The organism is Tardiphaga sp. 841_E9_N1_2, from assembly GCF_051811065.1.
Classification (GTDB): domain Bacteria; phylum Pseudomonadota; class Alphaproteobacteria; order Rhizobiales; family Xanthobacteraceae; genus Tardiphaga; species Tardiphaga robiniae.
This window is the reverse complement of the sequence record NZ_JBPWQC010000001.1, coordinates 2,023,046-2,045,336: the sequence shown is the minus strand read 5'-3', so window position 1 is coordinate 2,045,336 and position 22,291 is coordinate 2,023,046. Positions and strand designations below refer to the sequence as shown.

Genomic DNA, 22,291 nt, shown 5'->3' with positions numbered 1-22,291 from the left:
ACTAGCGTAGCTGCACCATTGTCCGGTGCCGCTCACCATGCCGACTCCCGTCAATTCGATCTTACCGGTTGTCTCCGCGCAGGGCGTGGCGAGTGAAGTCGCGTTTCAGCCCGGCAGCGTGATTGCCGGCCGCGTGCTGTCGGTCTCGCCAGACAATCAGGTCCGTATCGCCATCGGGCACAGCACGATCGACGTGCAATCGCAGGTGCCGTTGCAGGCCGGGCAGGTGCTGCAATTCGCAGTGTCGAAGACGGACAACGGCAACGTCCAGCTTGCCATCGTGACGCCGCAGACTGCGGGTGCAGGGCAGGCGGGCGGCGTGTCCTCCGGCAACGTGACCCTCGCGCCGGATTTGCCAATCAATTTCGCCAATGCCATCGCGACCTCCAAGATCCAGCTGACATCGCTGGAAGCACAGGCGGTCTCCACCGCCACGCAAAGTGCCGTGACGCAGCAGGCGAGCCTTGCGACGCTGTTTGCCAATCTCGGTGTCGCCACTTCGTTGAAGGGGCTGCCGCAGCAGTTGCAGCAGGCGGTTACGCAGGTACTGGCGCAACGTCCGCCGCTCGGCGCCCAGCTCACCGGCGAGGAAGTCAAATCGGCGTTCCAGAATTCCGGCCTGTTTCTGGAGTCATCGCTGGCCAAGGGATCGCTGCCGCAAGGCGGGCTGCCCGACATGAAAGCGGCATTGATCGTGTTGCGCCAGGCGTTGGCGACGACGCTCGCCACAGCGAGTCCGACTCAGAGCACAACGCCAGCGACGGCGAATGCAGCGACACCGGAGCAGCCAGTATTGGCTCCGGCAAACGCGCTCCCCAATGCAGCGGCGCAGATCACGACACAGCAGGCGCAGGCCGCTGCAGCGACAATGGTCATGCTGCCCAAGACGGGCATCAAGAACGATCCGCTGCAGCAGGCTGGACTTCTCGCCGCAGACGAGCCCGTGCTCGATGTTGTGGCTCAGACCGCACCGGCCGTGGCAAAAGCTCCCGAAGCGGCTGCACGCTTGGCTATCAATGGCGCAGCGCTCAACCTGCTTCGGGAAGCGCTGCAGACGGCTCCGAAGGGCATGGGAAGCGCAGCATCGCTGGTGTTCGACGACAGCATGATGATGGATCTGCTGCCCGCTACGAAGGCGCCAGCGGGCCAGCCGGGTGTCGAAACGAACATCGCGCGCAACACCCTGCCGCCGCCGCCGTTGCGCGGCGGGTTGCCGACGGCACAGCCGATGGCTTTGCCGACACTCCCGGCAAATGCGCCGCTGGGCACCACCGTGCATCATCTGCTCGCGGATACCGATGCGGCGCTGGCGCGCCAGACCCTGCTGCAGGTGGCATCCTTGCCGGATCGTGCGGACGGTCTTGCAGCGCCGCGGCTCGATCAGGCATCGCCGCGCTGGAGTTTTGAAATTCCGTTTGCTGTACCGAACGGCACCGCCATGGCGCAGTTCGAGATTTCGCGTGATGGCGGCAATGGCAGCGAGGCTGAAGCGGCCAAGCAAGTCTGGCGTGCGCGCTTTTCACTCGATGTCGAGCCCGCCGGCCCGGTTCATGCGCTGGTCTCGCTGACCGGCGACAAGACGTCGGTGCGGATGTGGGCCGAGCGTCCGGCGACAGCGCTGCAATTGCAGGCCGGTACGGCGCAGCTCAATCAGGCGCTGATCCGCGCCAATCTGCAGCCGGGCGACATCGTGGTCCGCGAGGGTGCACCGATGCAGCCCGCGCCGGCATCGGCGGGGCATTTTCTGGATCGCGCGCTATGATCGTGCAGCCCAAAAGATCGCTCGCCGTCGCGCTGCATTACGACAAGACCGGCGCGCCTGTTGTCACCGCGAAAGGCAAGGGCGCGATCGGTGAGAAGATCATCGAGGTCGCCAAGGCCCACGATATTCCCATCGAGGAAAATGAAGTACTCGCCGGCGCACTCTCGAATGTCGAAATCGGTGATGAGATTCCAGCCGAGCTCTACAAGGCTGTCGCGGAAGTGCTGGTCTTCGTGCTCAGGCTGTCGGGCCGCGCACACTAGCCTCGTCATTCGGCCGCGATACATGTCAGATCGTTGAACTGTTCTGCGCTGACCTTTCGAGGCAGGTGATCTCGCATCCGCGAGCTATCAACCCTCAGTCCGCCCGGCATGAACGTAGATTTGTTGCAGCGCATTTCCTATCGCGCACAAGCTGATGCTTGCCAAGTTCCAGCTTTGTGCAACTATGAAACCCGGGAGAGGCTAGTGCTCGCCTGACGCTGTTGGAATGGGGGATCACGTGAGTGAGACGCTGCATCCGAACGCTCCGCATCATCTGCCTGGCTTCATTACTGCTCCCGGCGAGACTGACACGCTCATGGTTGTGGTCGGAATCGTTCTGATCGGCTCCATCATGATGGTCGGCAATCTGTATCTGCGCCTGCACAGCATGCCGGAGCGCATGGCGCACAAATCGCAGAAGCTGCAGTTTGAAATCGTGGCCGTGTTGGGCCTGATCGCATTGTTCACCCATAACCATCTGTTCTGGATAGTCGGGCTGTTGCTGGCGATGATCGATTTGCCGGATTTCAGCACGCCATTGCGCAGTATCGCAGGATCGGTGCGGAAGATTGCCAACGGCGATGCTACCAGCGACACCGTTGAGCCGACCGGTGAAGTGCCGTCGCTCCCTGTCACGGCAGAAACATCGAGCCGTCCCGGCGAAGCCGGAGGGCACGGTCATGCTTGAACTTCTCCTCTGCTCGCTGCTGACGGTTTTTCCGGACTATCTCTATCGCCGCTACGCACAAGGCAAGCGCCTGGGCCGGGAGATCACGTTCTATTCGGTGTGGTTCGAACTCAGATGGGGAATCACGGCCTGCGTCATGCTGACCGTCGCTCTGATCACCGTCATCTTCTATTTTCATCCGTCGACGACAAGCGCGACCTTGTTCTATCGGACCGTGCCGATCCTGCCCGAGGTCAATGGCCGGGTGGCGGAGGTGCACGTTCAGTTCAGCGCGCCGGTCAGGAAAGGCGACGTGATCTTCCGGCTCGATAACGCCAAGCAGGAAGCGTCGATGGAGACCGCGCGGCGCAAGATTGCCGAGGTCGATGCCGCCATGCTGGCGGCGCAGGCCGATATTCTGAAGGCCGAAGGGCAGGCGCAGGAGGCCAAAGGTTCCTATCAGCAGACCTCGGACGAACTCGAAACCAAGCGTGAGTTGCAGAAGCGCAATCCCGGCATGGTGCCGCAACGCGACATCGAAAAACTCGAGGTGTTGCTGACCGGCCGCCAGGGGGCGCTTGATGCGGCCTTGGCCGCGCGACAATCCGCGATGACGCGTATCTCCGCGCTGCTGCCGGCGGAGAAGGCCAGCGCGCAGGCTGCACTCGCGGAGGCGCAAGTCGATCTCGACAAGACGTTCATTCGCGCAGGCGTGGACGGGCGCGTCGAGCAGTTCACGCTACGTGTTGGCGATGTCGTCAATCCCGTCATGCGATCGGCAGGCATTCTCATTCCCGAGAATGCGGGCCGCGTGCTCTCGGCAGGATTCGGGCAGATTGAAGCGCAGGTGATGAAAGTGGGCATGGTTGCCGAGGCGACCTGTATTTCGAAGCCGTGGACCGTCATCCCGATGGTGGTGACCGGCGTCCAGAATTATATCGCGGCTGGCCAGTTTCGCGGCGGCGAGCAGTTGGTGGAAGCGCAGCAAGTCCGCGCGCCGGGCACCATCCTCACATTCCTGGAGCCAATCTATCAGAGCGGTCTCGACGGCGTGACGCCCGGCAGTAGCTGTATCGTCAATGCCTATACCAGCAATCATGACGCCATCGCCGCGAAGGGGATCGGTTCTTTCAAGTGGCTGGCGCTTCATGCCGTCGATGCCGTTGGGGTCGTCCACGCGATGTTGCTGCGGATCCAGGCGTTGTTGCTTCCTGTCAAGACGCTGGTGATGAGCGGTCACTGAGCTCCGCGCGGTCTGCGGGGCGAGGCGATCGTTCTGGGACGCTCCGGAACTGGCGCTGTCATGCCCGTTGAACTAGCCTTCGTGAACAAGAAAAAAGCTCACGGAGGAAATCATGAAGTCCCCATCGCTCTGGATGTCGTCCATCGGACTGTCGTCGCTCGCGCTTGCAGCGGCCAGCGGCTGGTTTGCCGCCACCATGTTTGCCCAGCCTGCCACCAGCAAGGAGCCGCGCTTTCCGCAGCTCACCATGGATCAGCTCGACGCCAGGCAGAAGCCGCTCGGCGAGCAGGTGATGAAGGTCTCGAGCGTGGGTCTCGCCGGTCCCTATAATCCGATGATGCGCAGCCCGGTGCTCGGACAAAAGCTGTTCGATCTGTTCGCCTATCTGCGCTGGGACACGTCCGTTCCCGTCAAGCTCAACGAATTCGCGATCATCATCATCGGCCGGCAATGGCGATCGCAGGTCGAATGGTTCGCCCATGCGCCGCTCGCGCAGAAGGCGGGGCTGTCGCCCGATATCATCGCCGATCTCAAGGCCAACAAGCGGCCCGCCAACATGGCTGAAGACGAGGCGACGGTGTACGACTTCGTCACAGAGCTGACGAGCACGCACAAGGTCTCTGATGCGACCTATGCGCGCGCTAAGAAGATCTTCAACGATCAGCAGATCGTCGATCTCACGGCCGTGGCCGGCAACTACGTGATGGTGGCGATGTTACTGGCGATGGCCGAGGAGAGCACACCGCCCGGCAAGGAGGCGCCGTTCAAGCCCGGCGAGCCGTGAGGCCGCGCGTCAGGCAGCCTTGATCGGATTGCCGGTTGTCGGGTTTTCCGCCGTGGCCGGTGCGGTCGCATCCTTGCCGATGCGGCCGAGATGGGTGAAGCGGAAACCGGCGTCGTATTTGAGGCCGTAGCCAAGCGCGCGGTCGAAGCCGATATGGGCGAACCAGACCAGTGCGATTGAACCGGCGATAGGCTCGGCGGTGGCGATACCGGCGAGCGCGAGCAGCAGCGGCGCGATGGTCGCATGCACCAGATTATAGACCCCTGCGCCGATCCGCGGGCCGGCCAGATAGGCCAGCATGCTGAGGTCCGGGACGAAGAAAAACAGGGCGTAGATCTGCCAAGGCCCACCCGAGATCCAGTAGAACAGCGTCATTCCGACAAACAGCGCCACGCCTTCCCAGCGCAGCAGGTCACGCACGCCGCCCGTGGCTGCGCCACTATTTTCATTGATCACGATATTGGTCATCCGGCGCTCTCCCTTGTCTGATCCGGATATAGGCAGGATCGCCGCCGGCGCCATGCGATTTTGGGGGATTCAACCCTTCCTGATGGGCGTTTCCACCGCCGAAAACCCCATGCTAGAACCTCGCCCAAACCCTGCGGCTGCCGCGGGCGATAACACGTGACATTGACGGGCTGGAGCACATGAAAGACATCCTGGACACCCTCGAAGCGCGTCGTGCAGGCGCCAAACTGGGCGGCGGCGAGACGCGCATCGAGTCGCAGCACAGCAAGGGCAAGCTGACCGCCCGCGAGCGCATCGAGCTTTTGCTCGACAAGGGGTCCTTCGAGGAATTCGACATGTTCGTCGAACACCGCTCCGTGGAATTTGGCATGGAAAAGTCCAAGATTCCCGGTGACGGCGTCGTCACCGGCTGGGGCACCGTCAACGGTCGCAAGACCTTCGTCTTCGCCAAGGATTTCACCGTGTTCGGCGGTTCGCTGTCCGAGACCCATGCGCTTAAGATCACCAAGCTGCAGGACATGGCGATGAAGGCGCGGGCGCCGATCATCGGGCTTTATGACGCCGGTGGCGCGCGCATCCAGGAAGGCGTCGCGGCCCTCGCGGGTTACTCCTACGTGTTCCGCCGCAACGTCCAGGCCTCCGGCGTGATCCCGCAGATCTCCGTCATCATGGGACCCTGCGCCGGCGGCGACGTCTATTCGCCGGCCATGACCGACTTCATCTTCATGGTGAAGAACACCAGCTACATGTTCGTCACCGGTCCCGACGTTGTGAAGACCGTGACCAACGAGGTCGTCACCGCCGAAGAACTCGGCGGCGCCAGCGTGCACGCCACGAAATCTTCGATCGCCGACGGCGCCTTCGAGAACGACGTCGAGACGCTGCTGCAGATGCGCCGGCTGATCGACTTCCTGCCGGCCAACAACACCGAAGGCGTGCCGGAATGGCCGAGCTTCGACGACATCGAGCGCCAGGACCTGTCGCTCGACACGCTGATCCCCGACAATCCGAACAAGCCCTACGACATGAAGGAGCTGATCCTCAAGGTCGTGGACGAGGGCGATTTCTTCGAGATCGCCGAGACCTTCGCCAAGAACATCGTCACAGGTTTTGGCCGCATCGCCGGCAAGACCGTGGGCTTCGTCGCCAACCAGCCGATGGTGCTGGCCGGCGTGCTCGACAGTGACGCCTCGCGCAAGGCCGCGCGCTTTGTGCGTTTCTGCGACGCCTTCAACATTCCGATCGTCACTTTCGTCGACGTGCCGGGCTTCCTGCCGGGCACCGCGCAGGAATATGGCGGCCTCATCAAGCACGGCGCCAAGCTGCTGTTCGCCTACAGCCAGTGCACCGTGCCATTGGTGACCGTGATCACCCGCAAGGCCTATGGCGGCGCGTTCGACGTGATGGCCTCGAAGGAAATCGGCGCCGACATGAACTATGCGTGGCCAACGGCGCAGATCGCCGTCATGGGCGCCAAGGGCGCGGTGGAGATCATCTTCCGCCAGGACATCGGCGACGCCGACAAGATCGCCGCGCGCACCAAGGAATATGAAGACCGCTTCCTGTCGCCCTTCGTCGCCGCCGAGCGCGGCTATATCGACGACGTGATCATGCCGCACTCCACCCGCAAGCGCATCGCCCGCGCGCTGGCGATGCTGAAGGACAAGCATCTGGAAGTGCCGATGAAGAAGCACGACAACATGCCGTTGTAGTTTAGCAGATCATTTTTGGACCAAGCTTAGGTCAAGCTGGTCCTTGTGATGCAAGACGTGACTGGACAGATAGGGGTGCCGTTTAACGACGCCTTCGGCGTACTTGAACGCTGTCTTGTGCAGGTCGGGAAGATGCTTCAGGGCTTTCCGGTATTGAGATGAATTTTGTAGTTCTGCGTCGAAATAGAAGAATAGGGGAGCATCCATACTGGCTCTCTCTTCAGCGGTAAGGCCCGCGTAAAGGTATGCGTTTGCATATCCGTAGCAATAAGAGGCGTCATCAAAGCGTCTTATTTTTCGATAGCGTTCGGCATAGCCGTGATACGCTCTGAATGAATGTGAAATCTGATGGAGATCTGAGTATCTGCCTGTGGCTCTCAGTCTCAATATTCGTTCAAGCGCATGCTTCAAGCCATCTTGGTACCATGAGCAGAAAAGTATCTGTGGGTACTTTTGCGCGTTGTAATGGTCGTGAAGCCACGAATGCGCCTCTTCAACTGAAACGAGCAGCTTGATGACGTCGTCATACATGTCGTCGGGGGCGATGCATCTGTGCTTCGTTGAGTGCCCTTTTAACTGAGATAGAAAGAAAGTGCCGTCTGTCTCGATAAGGAAAAGGTTCATCGCCGTCAGTCGCGAGCGGTCATCTGCACTAATGTCAGGTGATATGAAATAGGCCTGTCGATGGAAGTCGCTCAGTGATTCTCTGACGGAATCGTATACTTGTAAGAAATCGTCGTCTTTTAAGGAGTACCCTACAAAAACGGTCGAGCGCGTTGCTAGTAGCGATTTTAGGTGCGCTCCCAATAGTCCTTTCTTGAGCCTCTCATTACAGGCTTCATAATCTGTAGTGGTTGCGACGATGGAGCCAAAGTTTGAGATTGATCCGTGAATCTTAAGAACTTTGCGGTCAGCTACTTCCCAAAGGGCGATGTCCCGATCCTCGATAAATGGCGTTGCTGCGCAGATATCTTCGAAGTATGAATCCCAATTGGTAGTTACTATCGTGTCTATCGGAAAGAAGGTTGCAAGCTCCCGATGGAAGCGCGTGGCGTCCTTATAGATTGATAAATGCGCATAGGCGTAGTCGAAATGATCCTTTATCCTTTGTATCAATCCGACTTTGCCTGAGGGCGAAGAGCAAAATTGCTGCATTACCTCTGGAAACGTCGCGTTTTCGTCGGATACTCCGACTATGTGCTTTATCTCGTTATAGAAGCTGTTCGGCATTACGCCTTTTGCTTCGGTGCTTATGCCCGCGCCTGCAAATAGGACGACGTTTCCGTCCATAAACAGATCTATCAATTCGGAAGGTGCCTCAAAGCTCTTGTTTCTTTTGCAGAACTCGCACTGGCAGTTCTGCGAAGTTATCTCGGCCGAGAATGCTACATTCTTTCTGGGCTGCGCGTTCGTCTTCATAAAGCCTCTCTATGCGCGTGCGACTGAAGATGTTCAGTAATAGCTATAAATAGGTGATGCCGTCTCGCGAGAGGCGAGGAGAGTTACCGATACATCTTTTAGTAGGATTCTCAACATTCGGCTCGAACTGATAACTTTTCCATGGAGAAGCATGTGATCAATGTCCATACGATCTCAATCGTCGGTGCTCTGTCGCTGCTCTGCTTCGCAAGCAGCGCCGCCCGCGCCGACGAAACCGTCACTGTCGGCGGCTCCCGCGCCGTGCTCATCAAACCCGCATCGCCGCGCGCCAGCGTGATCCTGATGCCGGGCGGCAGCGGCGCCATCAGCCCGGGAGAGCATGGCGAGATCAACGGGCTGAAGGGCAATCAGCTGGTGCGGACCCGCGGCGCCTATGCGGCGCGGGGGCTAGCGGTGCTGGTGGTGGATGCTGGGACCGATCTGTCGAGCGCGGTGCAATACATGGCCGCGATCAAGCGTCCGGTGACGGTGGTGGCGACCAGTCGCGGCACCCAGCGTGCCGCCGAGGGGATCGCGCGGGGCGCGCGGCCGGATGCGCTGGTGCTGACCTCGGGCTTTCTCAGTGCGGAATCGGGTAGTGGCAGCAATGTGATGTCGATTATCGGCTCGCCCTCGGCATTGCCGCGCACGCTGGTCATCCATCATCGCAATGACGGCTGCAAGTTTACCGCGCCGGCCGGCGTCGATCCGTTCGTGAAATGGTCGGCCGGGCGCGCTCGCGTGGCGTGGCTGAGCGGCGGACGCAATGACGGTGATCCGTGCGAGGCGCGGGGATATCACGGCTTCAGCGGCCTCGACGGTCAGGTCGTCGGATTGGCCGTCGGCTTTCGATAACGGCGAGATGCCGAATGTGTGAGTTCCCACGCACATTCAGTTTCCATTCATGCCGCGGGTCCGATCCTGATCTCCTCACGGATATCAGGAGGGATCGCGATGGAACGCCGTCATTTTCTGAAGATCGCCTTCGGCTTTGCCGCGGGCGTCGGCTTGGCCGCTCAGGCCATCACTCAGGCTCAGGCCGCGCCGCTGCTGCCGACCAATCCACTCGATAACCACAAACCGGACACAGAACCTCAAGCCGCAGTGGCGTCGCAGGACGACGTCGATCGTCTCCAGCCTGAGCAAGTCCAGTGGCGTCGCCGCGGCTGGCGTCGGCGTCGTTTTTGGGGTTATCGCCGCCGGCATTGGGGCTGGCGTCGCCGCTATCGGGTCCGTCGTCGGTACTGGCGCCGCCGCCGCTACTGGTAGGTAAAGCCCGTTTGTGCTGACGCTCAGTCTCTCCAGGGCGTCAGCGGTTTGGTCTGACCGGGTTCAATGCCGCTCAGGTGACGACGCACGTTGTCATAGCTGCGATCGCCGGGGGCAAAGGTCTGCGAGCCGTCAGCCGGCTTGCCGTCCACCGTGCGGGTGAAATGCAGCACCAGGCTGTCATCGGCATTCATGGTGGCGCTGCCGTAATAGGGCATCGACAGCCGCGCGTCCTCCGCCATGGCCGCGCCAGCCATGAGCAGAATGGGGAGGGTGAGAAACAGACGGGTCATGACACCTCCTGCTGTGAGGTTGTGATGGAGGCTCAGGAAGATGGCGGGGATTTGTCCGCCGCCGGTCACTGCATGCACGGATTTGTGTTACAGGTCGCCGTCATCCGCTGCCGACGAGTCCCATGCCCCATACCGAAGCCCTGCTGTTTCCGCTCGCCATGATCGCACTCATTGCCGAGGCGATGACGGCTGCGCTGGCGGCCGGGCGGCGCAAGATGGACTGGCTTGGCGTTGCCATGCTCGGCTGCATCACGGCACTCGGCGGTGGTTCGGTGCGCGACATGCTGCTCGGGCACTATCCGCTGTGGTGGGTGAAGAGCCCGTATCTGCTGCTGCTGACCGGCGGTGCGGCGCTGCTGACCATCGGGCTTGCGCGCGTGGTGCATCGCTTTCACGCGCTGTTTCTGGTGCTCGATGCCATCGGTCTTGTGGTTTTCACCATCATGGGCTGCAACATCGCCCTCGCCATGGATCAACCGCTGCTGATTGTGGTCGTGGCCGGGATGATCACCGGCTGCGTCGGCGGCGTGCTCCGCGACGTGCTGTGCAACGACGTGCCGCTGCTGTTTCGCGCCGAACTCTATGCGAGCGTCTCGATCGTCACGGGGCTTCTGTATATCGGCGGCATCAAATACGGATTCAGTCCCGATCTGGTGACGCTCGTCGCCGCCGTGACCGGACTGGCGTTCCGCTTGCTGGCGATCCGGCTGAAGCTGGAAATGCCCAAATTCATCTATGACAGCGACACCAAATAGCGTGCGGCGTCAGCGAAGCCCCATGCAGCTCGTATAAAACGTTGTCGTGGCTGGCCAGTCGGAAAACACGCCGCGCACGCCGACGTCTTTCGCCAGGACATCGAGCACCGTTAGCGTGTCGCCGTCGCGGTCGATGGCGGGTTTGACCGAGCGATGGAAAAAACCGCCGCCGTTTGCGAGCGGCCCGTCGCGCTCCAGCGACCAGGTGATCAGATCGAGCCCGGCGTCGCGCGCCGCTTTGGCATATGGGGAGGGGACGATCTGACCGCTGCCATCGAGCGTCAGCAGCATGTAGATCGGAGGCGCGAGGATTTTCACGCCGGTGGCTTTCAGCTCCGGCATCGACGGCTTCCACGTTTCCGCGCGCATGTGATCGAAACCCGGTGTTTCATAGCGGCCGTCGAGATAGACCGCCTGCGCGCCGAATTCCGGCGCGGTGCGGATCCAGAACGTGATGTCGTTGAGATCGAAGCTCTGGGCAAATACGTCGCCAGGCGGAATGCCGGCGGCACGATATTCGTCGAGCATCTGGGTCGCGTATTTCTCCTGGCTGTAATCGCGGTCGAATGGCATCGGCACTTCCGGCGCCTTCAGCTCGGGCGTGAATTTGGCGCCGAGGCTCTTGATCAGCGCGATGCTCTCCGCATGGGTCATCAGCGTGCCCGAGCTCGCATAAAGGTCGGTGCGCCAGCGCGGCGTGCCGTTCTGATATTCCGCAACGGTGGTCGCGGTCGTGTTGGCGGCATCCATCTTCGCCGTGAGCGTCCTGAACTCCGCCAGCGTGATGTCGCTGGTACAGCATTTCGCCGATGCCTTCTTGCCGGTGGCGGGATCGGCAGGGCTGAAGGGTTGCGTGCACTTCGCTGCAAGCGATGGCACCGACAGGATGTTCGTTGTTGTATGCAGGTCGCATTGCGAATGCCGGCAGACCAACTGGCGGTCCTTCGTAAAGGTCACGTCGCATTCGATCACGCCGGCGCCCATGCGCGCCGCAGCGAGATAGGACTCCCGTGTATGCTCGGGAAATTGCAGCGGCGCGCCGCGATGGGCGATGGAGAAATCGCTCTTGCGAAACGGCCCGGTGCAGGTGCTCAGCTTTGCCTTTAGCGGGCCGTCTTTCATCTTGTCGACGAGATAGAACGGCCGCGGACCCAGCTGCGGCTCGGGCAGTGCGATGGTGTCGGCGCGGCCGGTCGTCAGCGATGAGAGGCCGAGCAGCCCGGCCAGTATGAGACGACGCAAAGCGCGCGACATGACGATCTCCAGAATAGCGAAGTGCCATTCTGTCATCTCTATGTGACGGCTGTAACCGGCGCGTGGGCAACAAAAAACCCCGCCAGTGGCGGGGTCTTCGTCGTCAGGATTATGCAGCGATCACCAGCGGCGGATGCAGCGGCCGTAGGGATTGCGGAAGAAGCCGGGGGGGCAGTAACCCGGGCCGCGCGGCGGCGGACCACGGAACATCGGGCGGCAACCGCCATAGGGACCGCGGGCATAGCCGGGGCCGCAGCCCTGAGCGACCTGGATCACGCCTGCCGTGTCTGCAGCGCTCAGCGGAGCCAGAGGCATTGCGCTGGCGGCACCGATGCCCCCGACGCTAACGGCAAACAAGGCTGCCGCAAAGATCGTCTTCATTCCTGTTCTCCCTCGATGGTGCCGCGATGCGGCGCAGAGAATAATGATGGCATCGCATCACCCGCTGCAGGACTCTTACGGGCAAGAAAATTGCTGGGGATCAACGCTGCACAGCACGATTAAGCCGATTCGATCTGAATACAGCATGAATGTTTCGGGATATCCGCGTAGCAGGGCGAGGCAGTTGCTACTTCGCCGCGAGAAATCCCAGCATCAATTCGTTGAATTTGGCCGGTGCATCGAGAAACACGATATGGCCCGCGTCCGGCAGCACCTCGGCCTTCGCGTTCGGCATCTTCGCTGCCAGCGCTTTCGCGAGATCGGCGTTCTGCCCCATCTTCGGCCGCAATGCTTCCGGCGCATTCGGCTTGCCCGGTGCGTTATGATCGTCGGCGCCCATGATGAACAGGGTCGGCAGGGCGATCAGCGGAATTTCGTGGACCACAGGTTCGCGATAGATCATCTGCGCCGAACTGACGAAGGCGCGCAGCCAGCGCGGATATTCCGGCGACCCCTTGATGTTGAAACGCGCGTCGATGAAGGGCGTTACCTGGTCGGGCTGCATCTTCAGCGAATAGTTCACCTCGAGCTGTTTGCGGTAACCTTCCGCCGTCAGCTTGTCTTCGTTCTCCAGAATCTTTTCGGTCGGCGTCGGTGGCACATAGAGCCGATAGTCTTCCAGTCCGATCGGCGCCGCGAGCAGCAGGTGATCGATGCGATCGGGATAAGCGCGGGCAATGCGCACGCTCAACATGCCGCCGAGGGAATGCGCAACGATGTCGAATTTGGAAATTCCAAGGTGATCCATCAGCGCAACGGTGTTACGGGCGAGGGTGTCGAAATGCAGATCGCCTGATGGCTTCGATGATTTGCCGAAGCCGATCTGGTCGGGGACCACGACGCGGTAGCCGGCTTCGTTCAACGTGCCGATCACCGGCGCCCAGTAGCTCGAAGGGAAGTTACGGCCGTGTAGTAGCACCACGGTGCGCCCGTTCGGTTTGCTCGATGGCACGTCCATATAGGCCATGCGCAGCTGCTCGCCGTCATTGACCAGCGGCAGCATATTGACGGGGTAGGGATAGGGGAAACCTTCGAGGCCAATACCATAGGGCTCGCGCACCGTAGGAGGCTCGGCCGCTTGCGATGAGGTGAACGGCAGGGTTGCAATCAGCGCAGCGAGCAGCAGGCGGTTCATTGAGAAAACTCCGGGAGAAGAAAGGTCCGGCGCGGTTTCGGGCTGCATTGCGGCGAAGGTAAGCCGGCGTCTTCACGTTTTCCGGATGGCGTCGTCGGTGGTGCCGAACAATGCCTCGAAGCGCTTCTCGCCGCTCCGGGTGAAATGCACCACACGGCTGCCGGGCGAGGGATCTCTGGCCGCCCATTTCATGGCAGTAAATGAGGTCATGATGGCGGCGCCGAGTGTGCCGGCCAGATGATGGCGCCGCTCGCTCCAGTCGAGGCAGGCCTTGCAGACCGGCCGGCGCGGATGCGTCAGCGTCGCCGGATCGATCCTCAATTCTTCAGTAACGAACCGGCTGCCCTGGGTCGTGAGTTCGATGACCCGCTCGGTCTGCCGGATCAGCTTCTGTGCCCGCATACTGTCGAGCATCTGCACGCCGAGATCGCCGGCGAGATGGTCGTAGCAAATCCGCGCGCGGCGCAATGCGGGTTCTTTCGGCCCGGTGCGAACGCGGAGATGGCCCGCGCGGGCTGCCAAGCCGGCCAGACCTTCCAGCACACCGGCGACATCGGGGCCAGTGAGGCGATAATAGCGATGGCGCCCTTGTTTTTCCGGCTCGATCAAGCCGCCTGCTTCGAGTTTGGAAAGGTGTGAACTCGCGGTTGGTGCCGTAATCCCGGCTTCCTGGGCGAGTTCGCTCGCGGTCAGCGCACGGCCTGTCATCAGCGCCGTGAGCATATTGGCGCGCGCAGGATCGCCCACAAGTGCGGCGACCATGGCGATGTCCGGACCTGCTTTCATACTTCGACCCTAATCAAAGTATTGCGGTCGAGCAAGCGGCTATATCCAGGCATCTGCAGAGGGAGCCGCCATGACGATCACTGTCTTCATTCGCTATCAGATCGATCCGTTCAAACGCACATTGTTCGAGGCCTATGCCAAGCGCTGGCTGACGATTATTCCCAAATGCGGTGGTGATCTGCAGGGCTATTGGATGCCCCATGAAGGAACGAACAACATCGCATTCGGCCTGATCTCGTTCCCGAGTCTCGCAGCCTATGAGGCGTATCGCGCCAGACTGCGGAGCGACGCGGACGGCGTTGCGAATTTTGCTTCGGCCGAGGAGCACCAGTTCATCCTCGCTGAGGAACGCACGTTCCTGCGCCAGGTGACCGCATAGTCCGCGCGCGACAAAGCCGCGGACATTGCTATCCGCAGCTTTGTCTGCCCGTCGCGCCGTTACTTCGGCGCGCCGCCCTTCGAGCTGTCGATCTCGGTGCCGGTCGGAGCCGATTGCGGGGCCTGCGGTCGCGCAGGTGCCGCACCGGTGGTGACGCCGGGCTGATTGTTGGTCGGCGTCACGTCGCGTACGCCGGGAGCTACTGGCGGCTTCGAATAGGAATCCGCGATATTGTTGGTTGGCGCCGGCGCCTTTGGCGTGCTGTCCTGCGTCGCCGGGGCGGATTGGGATGCGGTCTTCGTCGCGTCGCCCGGATTCATCGATGTATTGTTCAGGCCGTAGAATACGGCGCCGAGCAAGACAACAATGCCAAGTGCATAAATAGCCATGCGGCTACCACTGGCTGGCCCTTCCGCGAGTTCGGGATCGGCCTGCAGCTCATTGTCGAGCCGCGCAGGATTGCGGATGTCATCAGCGGGATTTGGACGATACGGATCATTGGGATTGGGAATGTTCGGCATGTCGTGTCCTCCTGTGCGGAAGAACAACCGTCAGACGAGGTGCATGTTCCAGAGACTGTGCCATTCTAGAGCCGCGTCCTATGCGGCAATGCAGCGTGATCGGGCCTGCTCATCAGATGTTAAGGCCTGGCTGCGACGCTGCGGGCGATTATTGATTCGCAGAAGCGCGTGGCAGCCCGAATGTTCGATACGATTATCCTCCTGACGGGTCCTGCTGAGCACTCGGTCTTCACAACCTTGCTCCGTGGTCACAATCCGGCCCTCACGGTCCTTCCTGTTTTCACTGCTGAAGATCTGGCGGCGATCGAGCCCGACTGGCTTGGCCGGGCGCGGATGATTTCGTTCACCACTGGCGTGATAGTCCCCGGCGCGGTGCTCGATCAACTTGGCTTTGGCGCCTACAATTTCCATCCCGGCCCGCCGCAATATCCCGGCTGGGCCCCGGCACATTTTGCGCTCTACGATCACGCGACCGACTTCGGCTGCACGGTCCATCGCATGATTGCACGTGTCGATGCCGGACCGATCGTGGATGTCGAGGCGTTCCCAATTCCGGCGGACATCAGTGTCGCGGGTCTGGAAGAGATTGCCTATACGAAGCTGGTGCAGACTTTCTGGCGGATGGCACGCGTCCTGGCCACACAGCCGGAGCCGCTGATCGAGCGGGCGCTGCGCTGGGGCAGCACGCGTCACACGCGTAAGGCCTATGAGCAGATCTGCGATATCCCGGTAAGCATCGAGAAAGACGAATTGCAGCATCGGGTCAAAGTCTTCGGCACCGACCATTTCGGCATCGTGCCGACGATCGGTCTGCACGGCTTCCAGTTTCGGGTCGTCGTCCCCGAGACTGAAAGCGCTATTGCGGACGAAGCTGCCGAAGCCTAGCGGTTAGCCGCGAAGCTCTGGTGCTGCGCGGGCGGGGTCGCTGACGTGTGCGTCTTGGACACCTTGCCGTTGAATTCATAGAGCAGGAAACTCAGCACCACGAGTAGTCCCACGCCGATGATGGCCTTGGTCGGCTTGTGATCATGCTCTTCGCCGCAATCCGGATGATAAGAACCGTCATTCGTCGACGCCATATCGTTGCCGGCGAGTTCAGGCTGCGACGTCCAGGTATTCAGCTTCTGATCCATTTCCGTCCTCCATGCCTGATGTTGTCAGGGTGACCGGACAGCAATGGCCCGTAAAGGCCGATGTTCCGTTTCGGGGGCGCTATTAGCGGGATGCTGCCTTGCTGAGAGGCAGCGTTTCGAAATATTTCTGAAAAAGCTTTGGAACCCATCGCTCCCCGACACGTTTCAACATCTCACCGGTATAGGTGACACGTTAGGGGCAGTTTCGGAATGAGTGGCGATAACGGCCGGTTTGCAACCGGCGTACCGGGTCTCGATGCGATCCTGGGCGGGGGCGTTTTCGACGGCGCCATCTACATCATTCAGGGCGCCCCGGGCGCCGGAAAGACGATTCTGGGCAACCAGATCTGTTTCGCGCAGGCCGCGCAGGGGCGGAACGCGCTTTACATCACGCTGCTTGCCGAAAGCCACGCCCGCATGATCGGACACATGCGGCGGATGACCTTCTTTGATGAAGCAGCAATTCCCGACCGCATGTCCTATGTTGGCGCCTTCAAGACGCTGGAAGACGACGGGCTGCGCGGACTGCTGGACGTGGTCCGACGCGAGGTCCGTACCCGTAAGGCCAGCATCCTCGTGCTCGATGGTCTCATCACCGTGCACGAAAAGGCGCGCTCCGAACTCGAGCTGAAAAAATTCATCCACGAATTGCAGACCCAGGCTGCCTTCAGCAACTGCACCATGTTCCTGCTGACCAGCGCCTTCGACGCCGATGCGCATCCGCCTGAGCATACGATGGTGGACGGTCTCATCGAGCTGCAGTCGGCACTGCATGGCCGCCGCGCCGAGCGGTCGCTTCAGGTCCACAAGCTGCGTGGCACCTGGTTCATGGGCGGCAAGCACTCCTATCGCATCACCGAGAATGGACACGCCATCTATCCGCGTATCGAGGCGCTGCTGGAGACACCGAGCGTTTGGGACAGCGCCGATGGTCCGATGGTCTCGGTCGGTATCGGCGGCGTCGACAAGATGCTCGGCGGCGGCGTCGATACGCATTCGGTGACGGTGGTGCTCGGGCCTTCCGGGTCGGGCAAAACCACGGCCGGTCTTCAGTTCCTGACCGGCGGTCCCGCCAATGAACCGGCGATGCTGTTCGGGTTTCACGAGAATCCGATGGCACTGCGGATCAAGGCCGATAGCCTCAAGCTGCCGCTGAAATCGCGGGGCGACAAGGTCACGCTGATGTGGCGCCCGCAGACAGAAGCGGTGCTCGACGAGGTCGCAACCGAGCTGCTCTCGACCATCAGGCAGAACCGCGTGCGCCGTCTGGTGATCGATGGCATCGAAGGCTTCTCGAAGCTCACCGACGAAAAGGAGCGCATCGGCTCTTTTTTGTCGGCGCTGTGCAACGAGTTGCGCGCACTCGGTGTTACCACGCTGGCGACGGCAGAAACCGATCACGCTGGCATGACACCCGGGCAGCCGCTCAAGGGTGTCAACCAAACGGGTCTCTCCGCGGTTGCCGAGAACATCATCGCGCTGCATCTCGCAGCCTTGCGCTCGGAAAACCATCGTCTGATGACCATTCTGAAATCGCGTGACCGCCGGACCGATATGCGCATGCGCCGCTTTGAAATTCTCGACGGCGGCATCGTTCTTGATGCCGATTTCCAAAGCGCGGAGCGCATCCTCAGGGACATTTCTAGTCAGGGACCTGCACCAACTCCATCGACGGATCTTAAGTTGACTGGAGAATAGCGGTGCGAACTGTCCTGATTGTCGAGGACGAATGGGCGATCGCCGACTGGCTCGAAGTCCTGTTGAGCGAATATGCCTTCAATGTCCTCGTGGCCGGCAATGGCCGTGAGGCTCTCGACATTCTGCATCGGGACACGCCCGATCTCGTGCTAACCGATTTCATGATGCCGTTCCTCGACGGCGCCGGCCTGATCGCAGCGATGGGGCAGGACGAGCGGCTGAGCGGAATTCCGGTGGTCGTCATGACCTCGTTGCTGGAGCATGTTGTGCGCGACCGAGCAGGGCGTTTTCGCGCCTATCTGCGCAAGCCGTTTCGCGAGGCCGATCTGATGAAGATCATCAGCGAGATATTCCCGGGCGAGGCCTGAGCCTCCTTTTGCAGTTTGTGCTGCATCGCACTGCAGCGTGAAGCCGTCACGTCCTTGCGCCAAAGGCCTTTGCGGCGACACAACGTGACAAGTCTACCGGCCGCATTCATCACGAAATTGCGTTCTTTGGACGCGGGGCTCCATTGCCCAGAATTGTGGTGCGCCCCGTTCAAAATCCAACATAGACTGTTTCTAAGGGAGTCGAACGACCCCAGATAATAGGCGCGAGCAGGCCGGGCGACAGCTCAGAGGCCGCAGTGACGAGGGTGGGAATGGGAATTAATCAAGGCGCGATCAGTCTCGATCAGAAATACACCCAGGGCTCCGGCCACATCTTCCTGACCGGCATTCAGGCGCTGGTGCGCCTGCCGATGGCGCAGGTCCGCAGGGACCGCGCGGCGGGTCTGAACACGGCAGCCTTCGTTACCGGCTATCGCGGCTCGCCGCTCGGCGGCTACGACCAGCAGCTCGTGGCGGCGCGCAAACATCTCGATCAGTACGGCGTCAAATTCCAGCCCGGCGTCAACGAAGATCTCGCAGCCACCGCGATCTGGGGCACCCAGCAGCTCAATCTCTCGCCCGGCGCCGAATATGATGGCGTGGTCGGCATCTGGTACGGCAAGGGCCCTGGCGTCGATCGCTGCGGTGACGTCTTCCGTCACGGCAATGCTGCCGGCTCCGCGAAATTCGGTGGCGTGCTCTGTCTCGCCGGCGACGATCACGGCGCCAAGTCCTCGACCGTTCCGCATCAGTCCGACCATGCGTTCATATCGGCGCTGATGCCTTATCTTTATCCTTCGAGCATCCACGAGATGATCGAGATGGGTCTGCTCGGTATCGCGATGTCGCGTTATTCCGGCTGCTGGGTCGGCATGAAGGTGATCACCGAAACCGTGGAGACCACGGCGGAGATCAACCTCAATGACGAGATGACGCCGTTCAATATTCCGACCGATTTCGAACTACCGCCGGATGGTCTGAACCTGCGCTGGCCGGACGACCGCTATGTGCAGGATCGCCGCTTGCAGGACTACAAGGGCTTCGCGGCGATTGCCTTTGCCCGCGCCAACAACATCAACCGTGTCACCATGGACTCGCCAAATGCGCGCTTCGGCATCATGGCGTCCGGCAAGAGCTATGAGGACGTGCGCCAGGCACTGCGCGAGCTCGGCATTACCGAAGAGGTGGCCGCGAAGATTGGTCTGCGGCTGTACAAGATCGGCATGCCGTGGCCGCTGGAGCCGGAAGGCGTGCGCAAGTTCGCGGTGGGTCTCGATGAGATCTTTATCGTCGAAGAGCGCCGCGAGATCGTCGAGAACCAGGTCAAGCAGGAGCTGTTCAACTGGCGCGACGATGTGCGGCCACGCATCGTCGGCAAGATGGATTCCCACGATCATCGCTTCCTGCCATTCGCCGAAGAACTGAGCGTCGCCAAGGTTGCGACCTCGCTGGTGGATCGCCTGCTGGCGATGGAGATCGATCCGGAGATCGCGGCACTGCTGCGCGCCAAGGCCGACTGGTTTCACGGCCGCGAGGCCTCGCAGGTCCAGAACGTCGTGCCGATCACGCGCACACCGTATTTCTGCTCGGGCTGCCCGCACAATACTTCGACCAAGGTCCCGGAGGGCTCGCGTGCGCTGGCCGGCATTGGCTGCCACTTCATGTCGCTGTGGATGGATCGCTCCACGGAGACCTTCACCCATATGGGCGGTGAGGGCGTGCCATGGACCGGCATTGCGCCGTTCACCAAGGAGAAGCATATCTTCGCCAATCTCGGCGATGGCACATACTTCCATTCCGGTTCGCTCGCGATCCGTCAGTCGATCGCCTCCAAGGCCAACATCACCTACAAGATCCTCTACAACGATGCGGTGGCGATGACCGGTGGTCAGCACCATGACGGTGACCTGTCGCCGCAGAAGATCACGTTCCAGCTCCACAGCGAGGGCATCCGCGAGATCTATCTCGTGTCCGAGAATCCCGATGCCTATCCCGCCAACACCATTGCGCCGGGCGTGAAGCTGGCGCATCGCGACGAACTCGACAACGTGATGAAGACGCTACGCGACGTGCCGGGCTGCTCGGCCATCGTGTTCGTGCAGACCTGCGCTGCCGAGAAGCGTCGCCGCCGCAAGAAGGGCATTCTGGAAGACCCGCAGCGCCGCGTGCTCATCAACCCGGCAGTCTGCGAAGGCTGCGGCGATTGCTCGGTGCAGTCGAACTGCATTTCGGTGGAGCCGCTGGAGACCCCATTGGGTCGCAAGCGCACCATCAATCAGTCGTCCTGCAACAAGGACTATTCGTGCCTCAAGGGCTTTTGCCCGTCCTTCGTCACGGTCGATGGCGGCAAGCTGAAGCGCAAGGCGCCCGTTGAACTCGGCACCATCGGTGTATTACCGGAGCCGGCCACGCGGCCAACGCTCGACAAGCCCTATAATGTCGCCGTCGGTGGCGTCGGTGGCACCGGCGTGCTGACCATTGGTGCACTACTCGGCATGGCCGCGCATATCGAGGGCAAGGCCTCGATGATCCTCGACATGTCCGGCCTTGCGCAGAAGGGCGGTGCGGTGCTCAGCCATGTGCGTCTCGCCAACGACACCGGCGACGTCACCTGCTCGCGCATCGTCACCGGCACGGCGGATGTCCTGATCGCGGCCGATGAAGTGGTGGCCATTGCCAAGGATACGATCTCGCTCTGCGAGAGCTCGCGCACCACTGGCATCGTCAACACCCATCTCATTCCGATCGCGGATTTCGTGCGCAACCGCGACTTCAATTTCCAGTCCCGCAAGGTCAACAACGTGCTGGAAATGTCGCTGCGCAAGGAATCGACATTCCTCGACTTCACCAAGGCGGCCGAAGCGCTGCTTGGCGATTCCATCGCCACCAACATGATGATGATGGGCTTTGCCTATCAGCAGGGGCTGCTGCCGCTGCAGGCAGCGTCCATCGAACAGGCCATCGAGCTCAATGGCGTCTCGATCAAGATGAACATGCTGGCGTTCCAGCTTGGCCGTCTTGCCGCCGCCGATCCGGCACGGCTCGCCGATATGCTCAAGGGCGCCGATGAGACCATCGCGCCAAAGACGCTGGATGAGATGAGCCTCGATGAGATCGTTGCCCATCGTAGCGGACTGCTCACCGACTATCAGAGTGCCAAGCTCGCCGAGCGCTATCAGGCGATGGTCGATCTGGTGCGCGAAGCCGCCATGCGCGGCGGCTATGACGATGAACTGCCGCGTGCGGTGGCGATCAACTATGCCAAGCTGCTCGCCTACAAGGACGAATACGAGGTCGCGCGGCTCTATACCGACGGCAAGTTCGAAAAGCAGTTGCGCGATCAGTTCGAGGGCGACGTCAAGATCAGCTTCAATCTCGCGCCGCCGATGTTGCCGGGTACCGATGCATCGGGGCGCCCGAAGAAGCGCGCCTTCGGCGCCTGGATGCTGCCGCTGTTTCGCATTCTGGCGAAGCTGCGCACCTTGCGCGGCACGCCATTTGACGTGTTCGGCTACAGCGCCGACCGCAGACTGGAGCGCGACCTGATCGCCGGCTACGAGAAGGACGTCGCGACGGTCCTGAACCTGCTGTCGCCGCTCACGGTGGATACTGCCGTGCAGCTCCTCTCGCTGCCCGACAGCATTCGTGGCTACGGCCCGGTGAAGGAAGCCTCGGTCGTGGCGGCGAAGGCGCGCTATGCCGAACTCGCCAAGGACCTCGCCAATCCGCCGCCTGTGCCGCGCCAGATCGCGGCGGAGTAGGGCTTTCTTTTCCCTCCCCCGCGCTTGCGTGGGGAGGGAGGCCGGCCTCTTGGCCGGTCGGGTGGGGGGTGCCTCCCCAAGCTCGGAGTTCGTGGAGAGACCCCACCCCGGCCTCCGCTTCGCTCGGCCGACCCTTCCCGCCTAGCGAAGCTTCGCTTCGCGCGGGGGGAGGGATATTTC

General features: G+C 61.3%; 23 protein-coding genes. 14 read left to right on the top strand and 9 right to left on the bottom strand.

What is annotated here, in order from left to right:
* The first annotated feature begins 37 nt into the window (after positions 1-37).
* The 5 genes from fliK to AB8A50_RS09810 all read left to right on the top strand — a co-directional run bounded on the left by fliK (position 38) and on the right by AB8A50_RS09810 (position 4,719).
* Positions 38-1,762, top strand: a complete 1,725-nt coding sequence (fliK, locus tag AB8A50_RS09830) for a flagellar hook-length control protein FliK (RefSeq protein WP_439077548.1) — start codon at positions 38-40, stop codon at positions 1,760-1,762.
* On the top strand, positions 1,759-2,025 hold the full coding sequence (locus AB8A50_RS09825) for an EscU/YscU/HrcU family type III secretion system export apparatus switch protein (protein WP_093761235.1): 267 nt from the start codon (positions 1,759-1,761) through the stop codon (positions 2,023-2,025). Before fliK ends, AB8A50_RS09825 begins: the two co-directional genes overlap by 4 nt.
* Before the next feature lie 238 nt (positions 2,026-2,263).
* Positions 2,264-2,713 carry a hypothetical protein gene (locus tag AB8A50_RS09820; protein WP_309945188.1) on the top strand — a complete coding sequence of 150 codons (450 nt, stop codon included), beginning with the start codon at positions 2,264-2,266 and terminating at the stop codon, positions 2,711-2,713.
* Complete coding sequence (locus AB8A50_RS09815; protein ID WP_439077547.1) at positions 2,706-3,935, top strand: HlyD family secretion protein; 1,230 nt, start codon at positions 2,706-2,708, stop codon at positions 3,933-3,935. The genes AB8A50_RS09820 and AB8A50_RS09815 overlap by 8 nt, the downstream gene beginning before the upstream one ends.
* Positions 3,936-4,047: 112 nt before the next feature.
* On the top strand, positions 4,048-4,719 hold the full coding sequence (locus tag AB8A50_RS09810; protein ID WP_439077546.1) for a carboxymuconolactone decarboxylase family protein: 672 nt from the start codon (positions 4,048-4,050) through the stop codon (positions 4,717-4,719).
* Between the two features lie 9 nt (positions 4,720-4,728).
* Here AB8A50_RS09810 and AB8A50_RS09805 read toward each other — a convergent pair whose 3' ends face one another.
* Entirely contained in the window at positions 4,729-5,187 is a 459-nt protein-coding gene (locus tag AB8A50_RS09805; RefSeq protein WP_175368431.1) for a DUF4260 domain-containing protein, read from the bottom strand.
* A 179-nt stretch (positions 5,188-5,366) separates the two neighbouring features.
* Here AB8A50_RS09805 and AB8A50_RS09800 point away from each other — a divergent pair, with 179 nt between their 5' ends.
* Positions 5,367-6,899: an acyl-CoA carboxylase subunit beta gene (locus AB8A50_RS09800; protein WP_089268193.1), complete on the top strand. Its 1,533-nt coding sequence runs from the start codon at positions 5,367-5,369 to the stop codon at positions 6,897-6,899.
* A gap of 9 nt (positions 6,900-6,908) precedes the next feature.
* On the opposite strand, the gene AB8A50_RS09795 is transcribed toward AB8A50_RS09800, so the two are convergent.
* Positions 6,909-8,318: an SIR2 family protein gene (locus AB8A50_RS09795; protein ID WP_439077545.1), complete on the bottom strand. Its 1,410-nt coding sequence runs from the start codon at positions 8,316-8,318 to the stop codon at positions 6,909-6,911.
* A gap of 141 nt (positions 8,319-8,459) precedes the next feature.
* On the opposite strand from AB8A50_RS09795, the gene AB8A50_RS09790 reads away from it, so the two are divergent.
* Together AB8A50_RS09790 and AB8A50_RS09785 are read left to right on the top strand one after the other, a co-directional pair.
* Positions 8,460-9,173 (top strand): alpha/beta hydrolase, encoded by a 714-nt coding sequence (locus AB8A50_RS09790; RefSeq protein WP_439077544.1) that lies wholly within the window; start codon positions 8,460-8,462, stop codon positions 9,171-9,173.
* A gap of 99 nt (positions 9,174-9,272) precedes the next feature.
* Entirely contained in the window at positions 9,273-9,587 is a 315-nt protein-coding gene (locus AB8A50_RS09785) for a hypothetical protein (protein ID WP_439077543.1), read from the top strand.
* A 23-nt stretch (positions 9,588-9,610) separates the two neighbouring features.
* Here the strand turns inward: AB8A50_RS09785 and AB8A50_RS09780 are convergent, their stop codons facing one another.
* Complete coding sequence (locus AB8A50_RS09780; protein WP_139212566.1) at positions 9,611-9,880, bottom strand: hypothetical protein; 270 nt, start codon at positions 9,878-9,880, stop codon at positions 9,611-9,613.
* A gap of 122 nt (positions 9,881-10,002) precedes the next feature.
* Here AB8A50_RS09780 and AB8A50_RS09775 point away from each other — a divergent pair, with 122 nt between their 5' ends.
* The gene (locus tag AB8A50_RS09775) at positions 10,003-10,635 is read left to right on the top strand and encodes a trimeric intracellular cation channel family protein (protein ID WP_439077542.1); all 633 of its coding nucleotides are present in this window, start codon (positions 10,003-10,005) and stop codon (positions 10,633-10,635) included.
* A 9-nt stretch (positions 10,636-10,644) separates the two neighbouring features.
* Here the strand turns inward: AB8A50_RS09775 and AB8A50_RS09770 are convergent, their stop codons facing one another.
* The 4 genes from AB8A50_RS09770 to AB8A50_RS09755 form a co-directional block, all read right to left on the bottom strand.
* Positions 10,645-11,889 (bottom strand): glycerophosphodiester phosphodiesterase family protein, encoded by a 1,245-nt coding sequence (locus AB8A50_RS09770; protein ID WP_439077541.1) that lies wholly within the window; start codon positions 11,887-11,889, stop codon positions 10,645-10,647.
* Positions 11,890-12,009: 120 nt separating this feature from the next.
* Complete coding sequence (locus tag AB8A50_RS09765) at positions 12,010-12,270, bottom strand: GCG_CRPN prefix-to-repeats domain-containing protein (protein WP_089268198.1); 261 nt, start codon at positions 12,268-12,270, stop codon at positions 12,010-12,012.
* A gap of 187 nt (positions 12,271-12,457) precedes the next feature.
* Positions 12,458-13,465: an alpha/beta fold hydrolase gene (locus AB8A50_RS09760; RefSeq protein WP_439077540.1), complete on the bottom strand. Its 1,008-nt coding sequence runs from the start codon at positions 13,463-13,465 to the stop codon at positions 12,458-12,460.
* A gap of 72 nt (positions 13,466-13,537) precedes the next feature.
* A complete protein-coding gene (locus AB8A50_RS09755; RefSeq protein ID WP_439077539.1) occupies positions 13,538-14,251 on the bottom strand; it encodes an ArsR/SmtB family transcription factor in 714 nt (237 codons plus the stop codon).
* A 70-nt stretch (positions 14,252-14,321) separates the two neighbouring features.
* Between AB8A50_RS09755 and AB8A50_RS09750 the strand changes: the two genes are divergently transcribed.
* Positions 14,322-14,630, top strand: coding sequence for an NIPSNAP family protein (locus AB8A50_RS09750; protein ID WP_184517814.1), 309 nt, complete (start codon positions 14,322-14,324; stop codon positions 14,628-14,630).
* 59 nt (positions 14,631-14,689) lie between these two features.
* Here AB8A50_RS09750 and AB8A50_RS09745 read toward each other — a convergent pair whose 3' ends face one another.
* Positions 14,690-15,151: a hypothetical protein gene (locus AB8A50_RS09745; protein WP_439077538.1), complete on the bottom strand. Its 462-nt coding sequence runs from the start codon at positions 15,149-15,151 to the stop codon at positions 14,690-14,692.
* A 180-nt stretch (positions 15,152-15,331) separates the two neighbouring features.
* Between AB8A50_RS09745 and AB8A50_RS09740 the strand changes: the two genes are divergently transcribed.
* The gene (locus AB8A50_RS09740; protein ID WP_439077537.1) at positions 15,332-16,036 is read left to right on the top strand and encodes a formyltransferase family protein; all 705 of its coding nucleotides are present in this window, start codon (positions 15,332-15,334) and stop codon (positions 16,034-16,036) included.
* Here AB8A50_RS09740 and AB8A50_RS09735 read toward each other — a convergent pair.
* A complete protein-coding gene (locus AB8A50_RS09735; protein WP_068731407.1) occupies positions 16,033-16,284 on the bottom strand; it encodes a hypothetical protein in 252 nt (83 codons plus the stop codon). The two genes, AB8A50_RS09740 and AB8A50_RS09735, sit on opposite strands and share 4 nt — an antisense overlap.
* 210 nt (positions 16,285-16,494) lie before the next feature.
* On the opposite strand from AB8A50_RS09735, the gene AB8A50_RS09730 reads away from it, so the two are divergent.
* The 3 genes from AB8A50_RS09730 (at position 16,495) to AB8A50_RS09720 (ending at position 22,111) form a co-directional block, all read left to right on the top strand.
* A complete protein-coding gene (locus AB8A50_RS09730; RefSeq protein ID WP_439077536.1) occupies positions 16,495-17,982 on the top strand; it encodes an RAD55 family ATPase in 1,488 nt (495 codons plus the stop codon).
* A gap of 2 nt (positions 17,983-17,984) precedes the next feature.
* A complete protein-coding gene (locus AB8A50_RS09725; RefSeq protein ID WP_068731403.1) occupies positions 17,985-18,350 on the top strand; it encodes a response regulator in 366 nt (121 codons plus the stop codon).
* Between the two features lie 272 nt (positions 18,351-18,622).
* On the top strand, positions 18,623-22,111 hold the full coding sequence (locus AB8A50_RS09720) for an indolepyruvate ferredoxin oxidoreductase family protein (protein WP_439077535.1): 3,489 nt from the start codon (positions 18,623-18,625) through the stop codon (positions 22,109-22,111).
* The last annotated feature ends 180 nt before the right edge of the window (positions 22,112-22,291 follow it).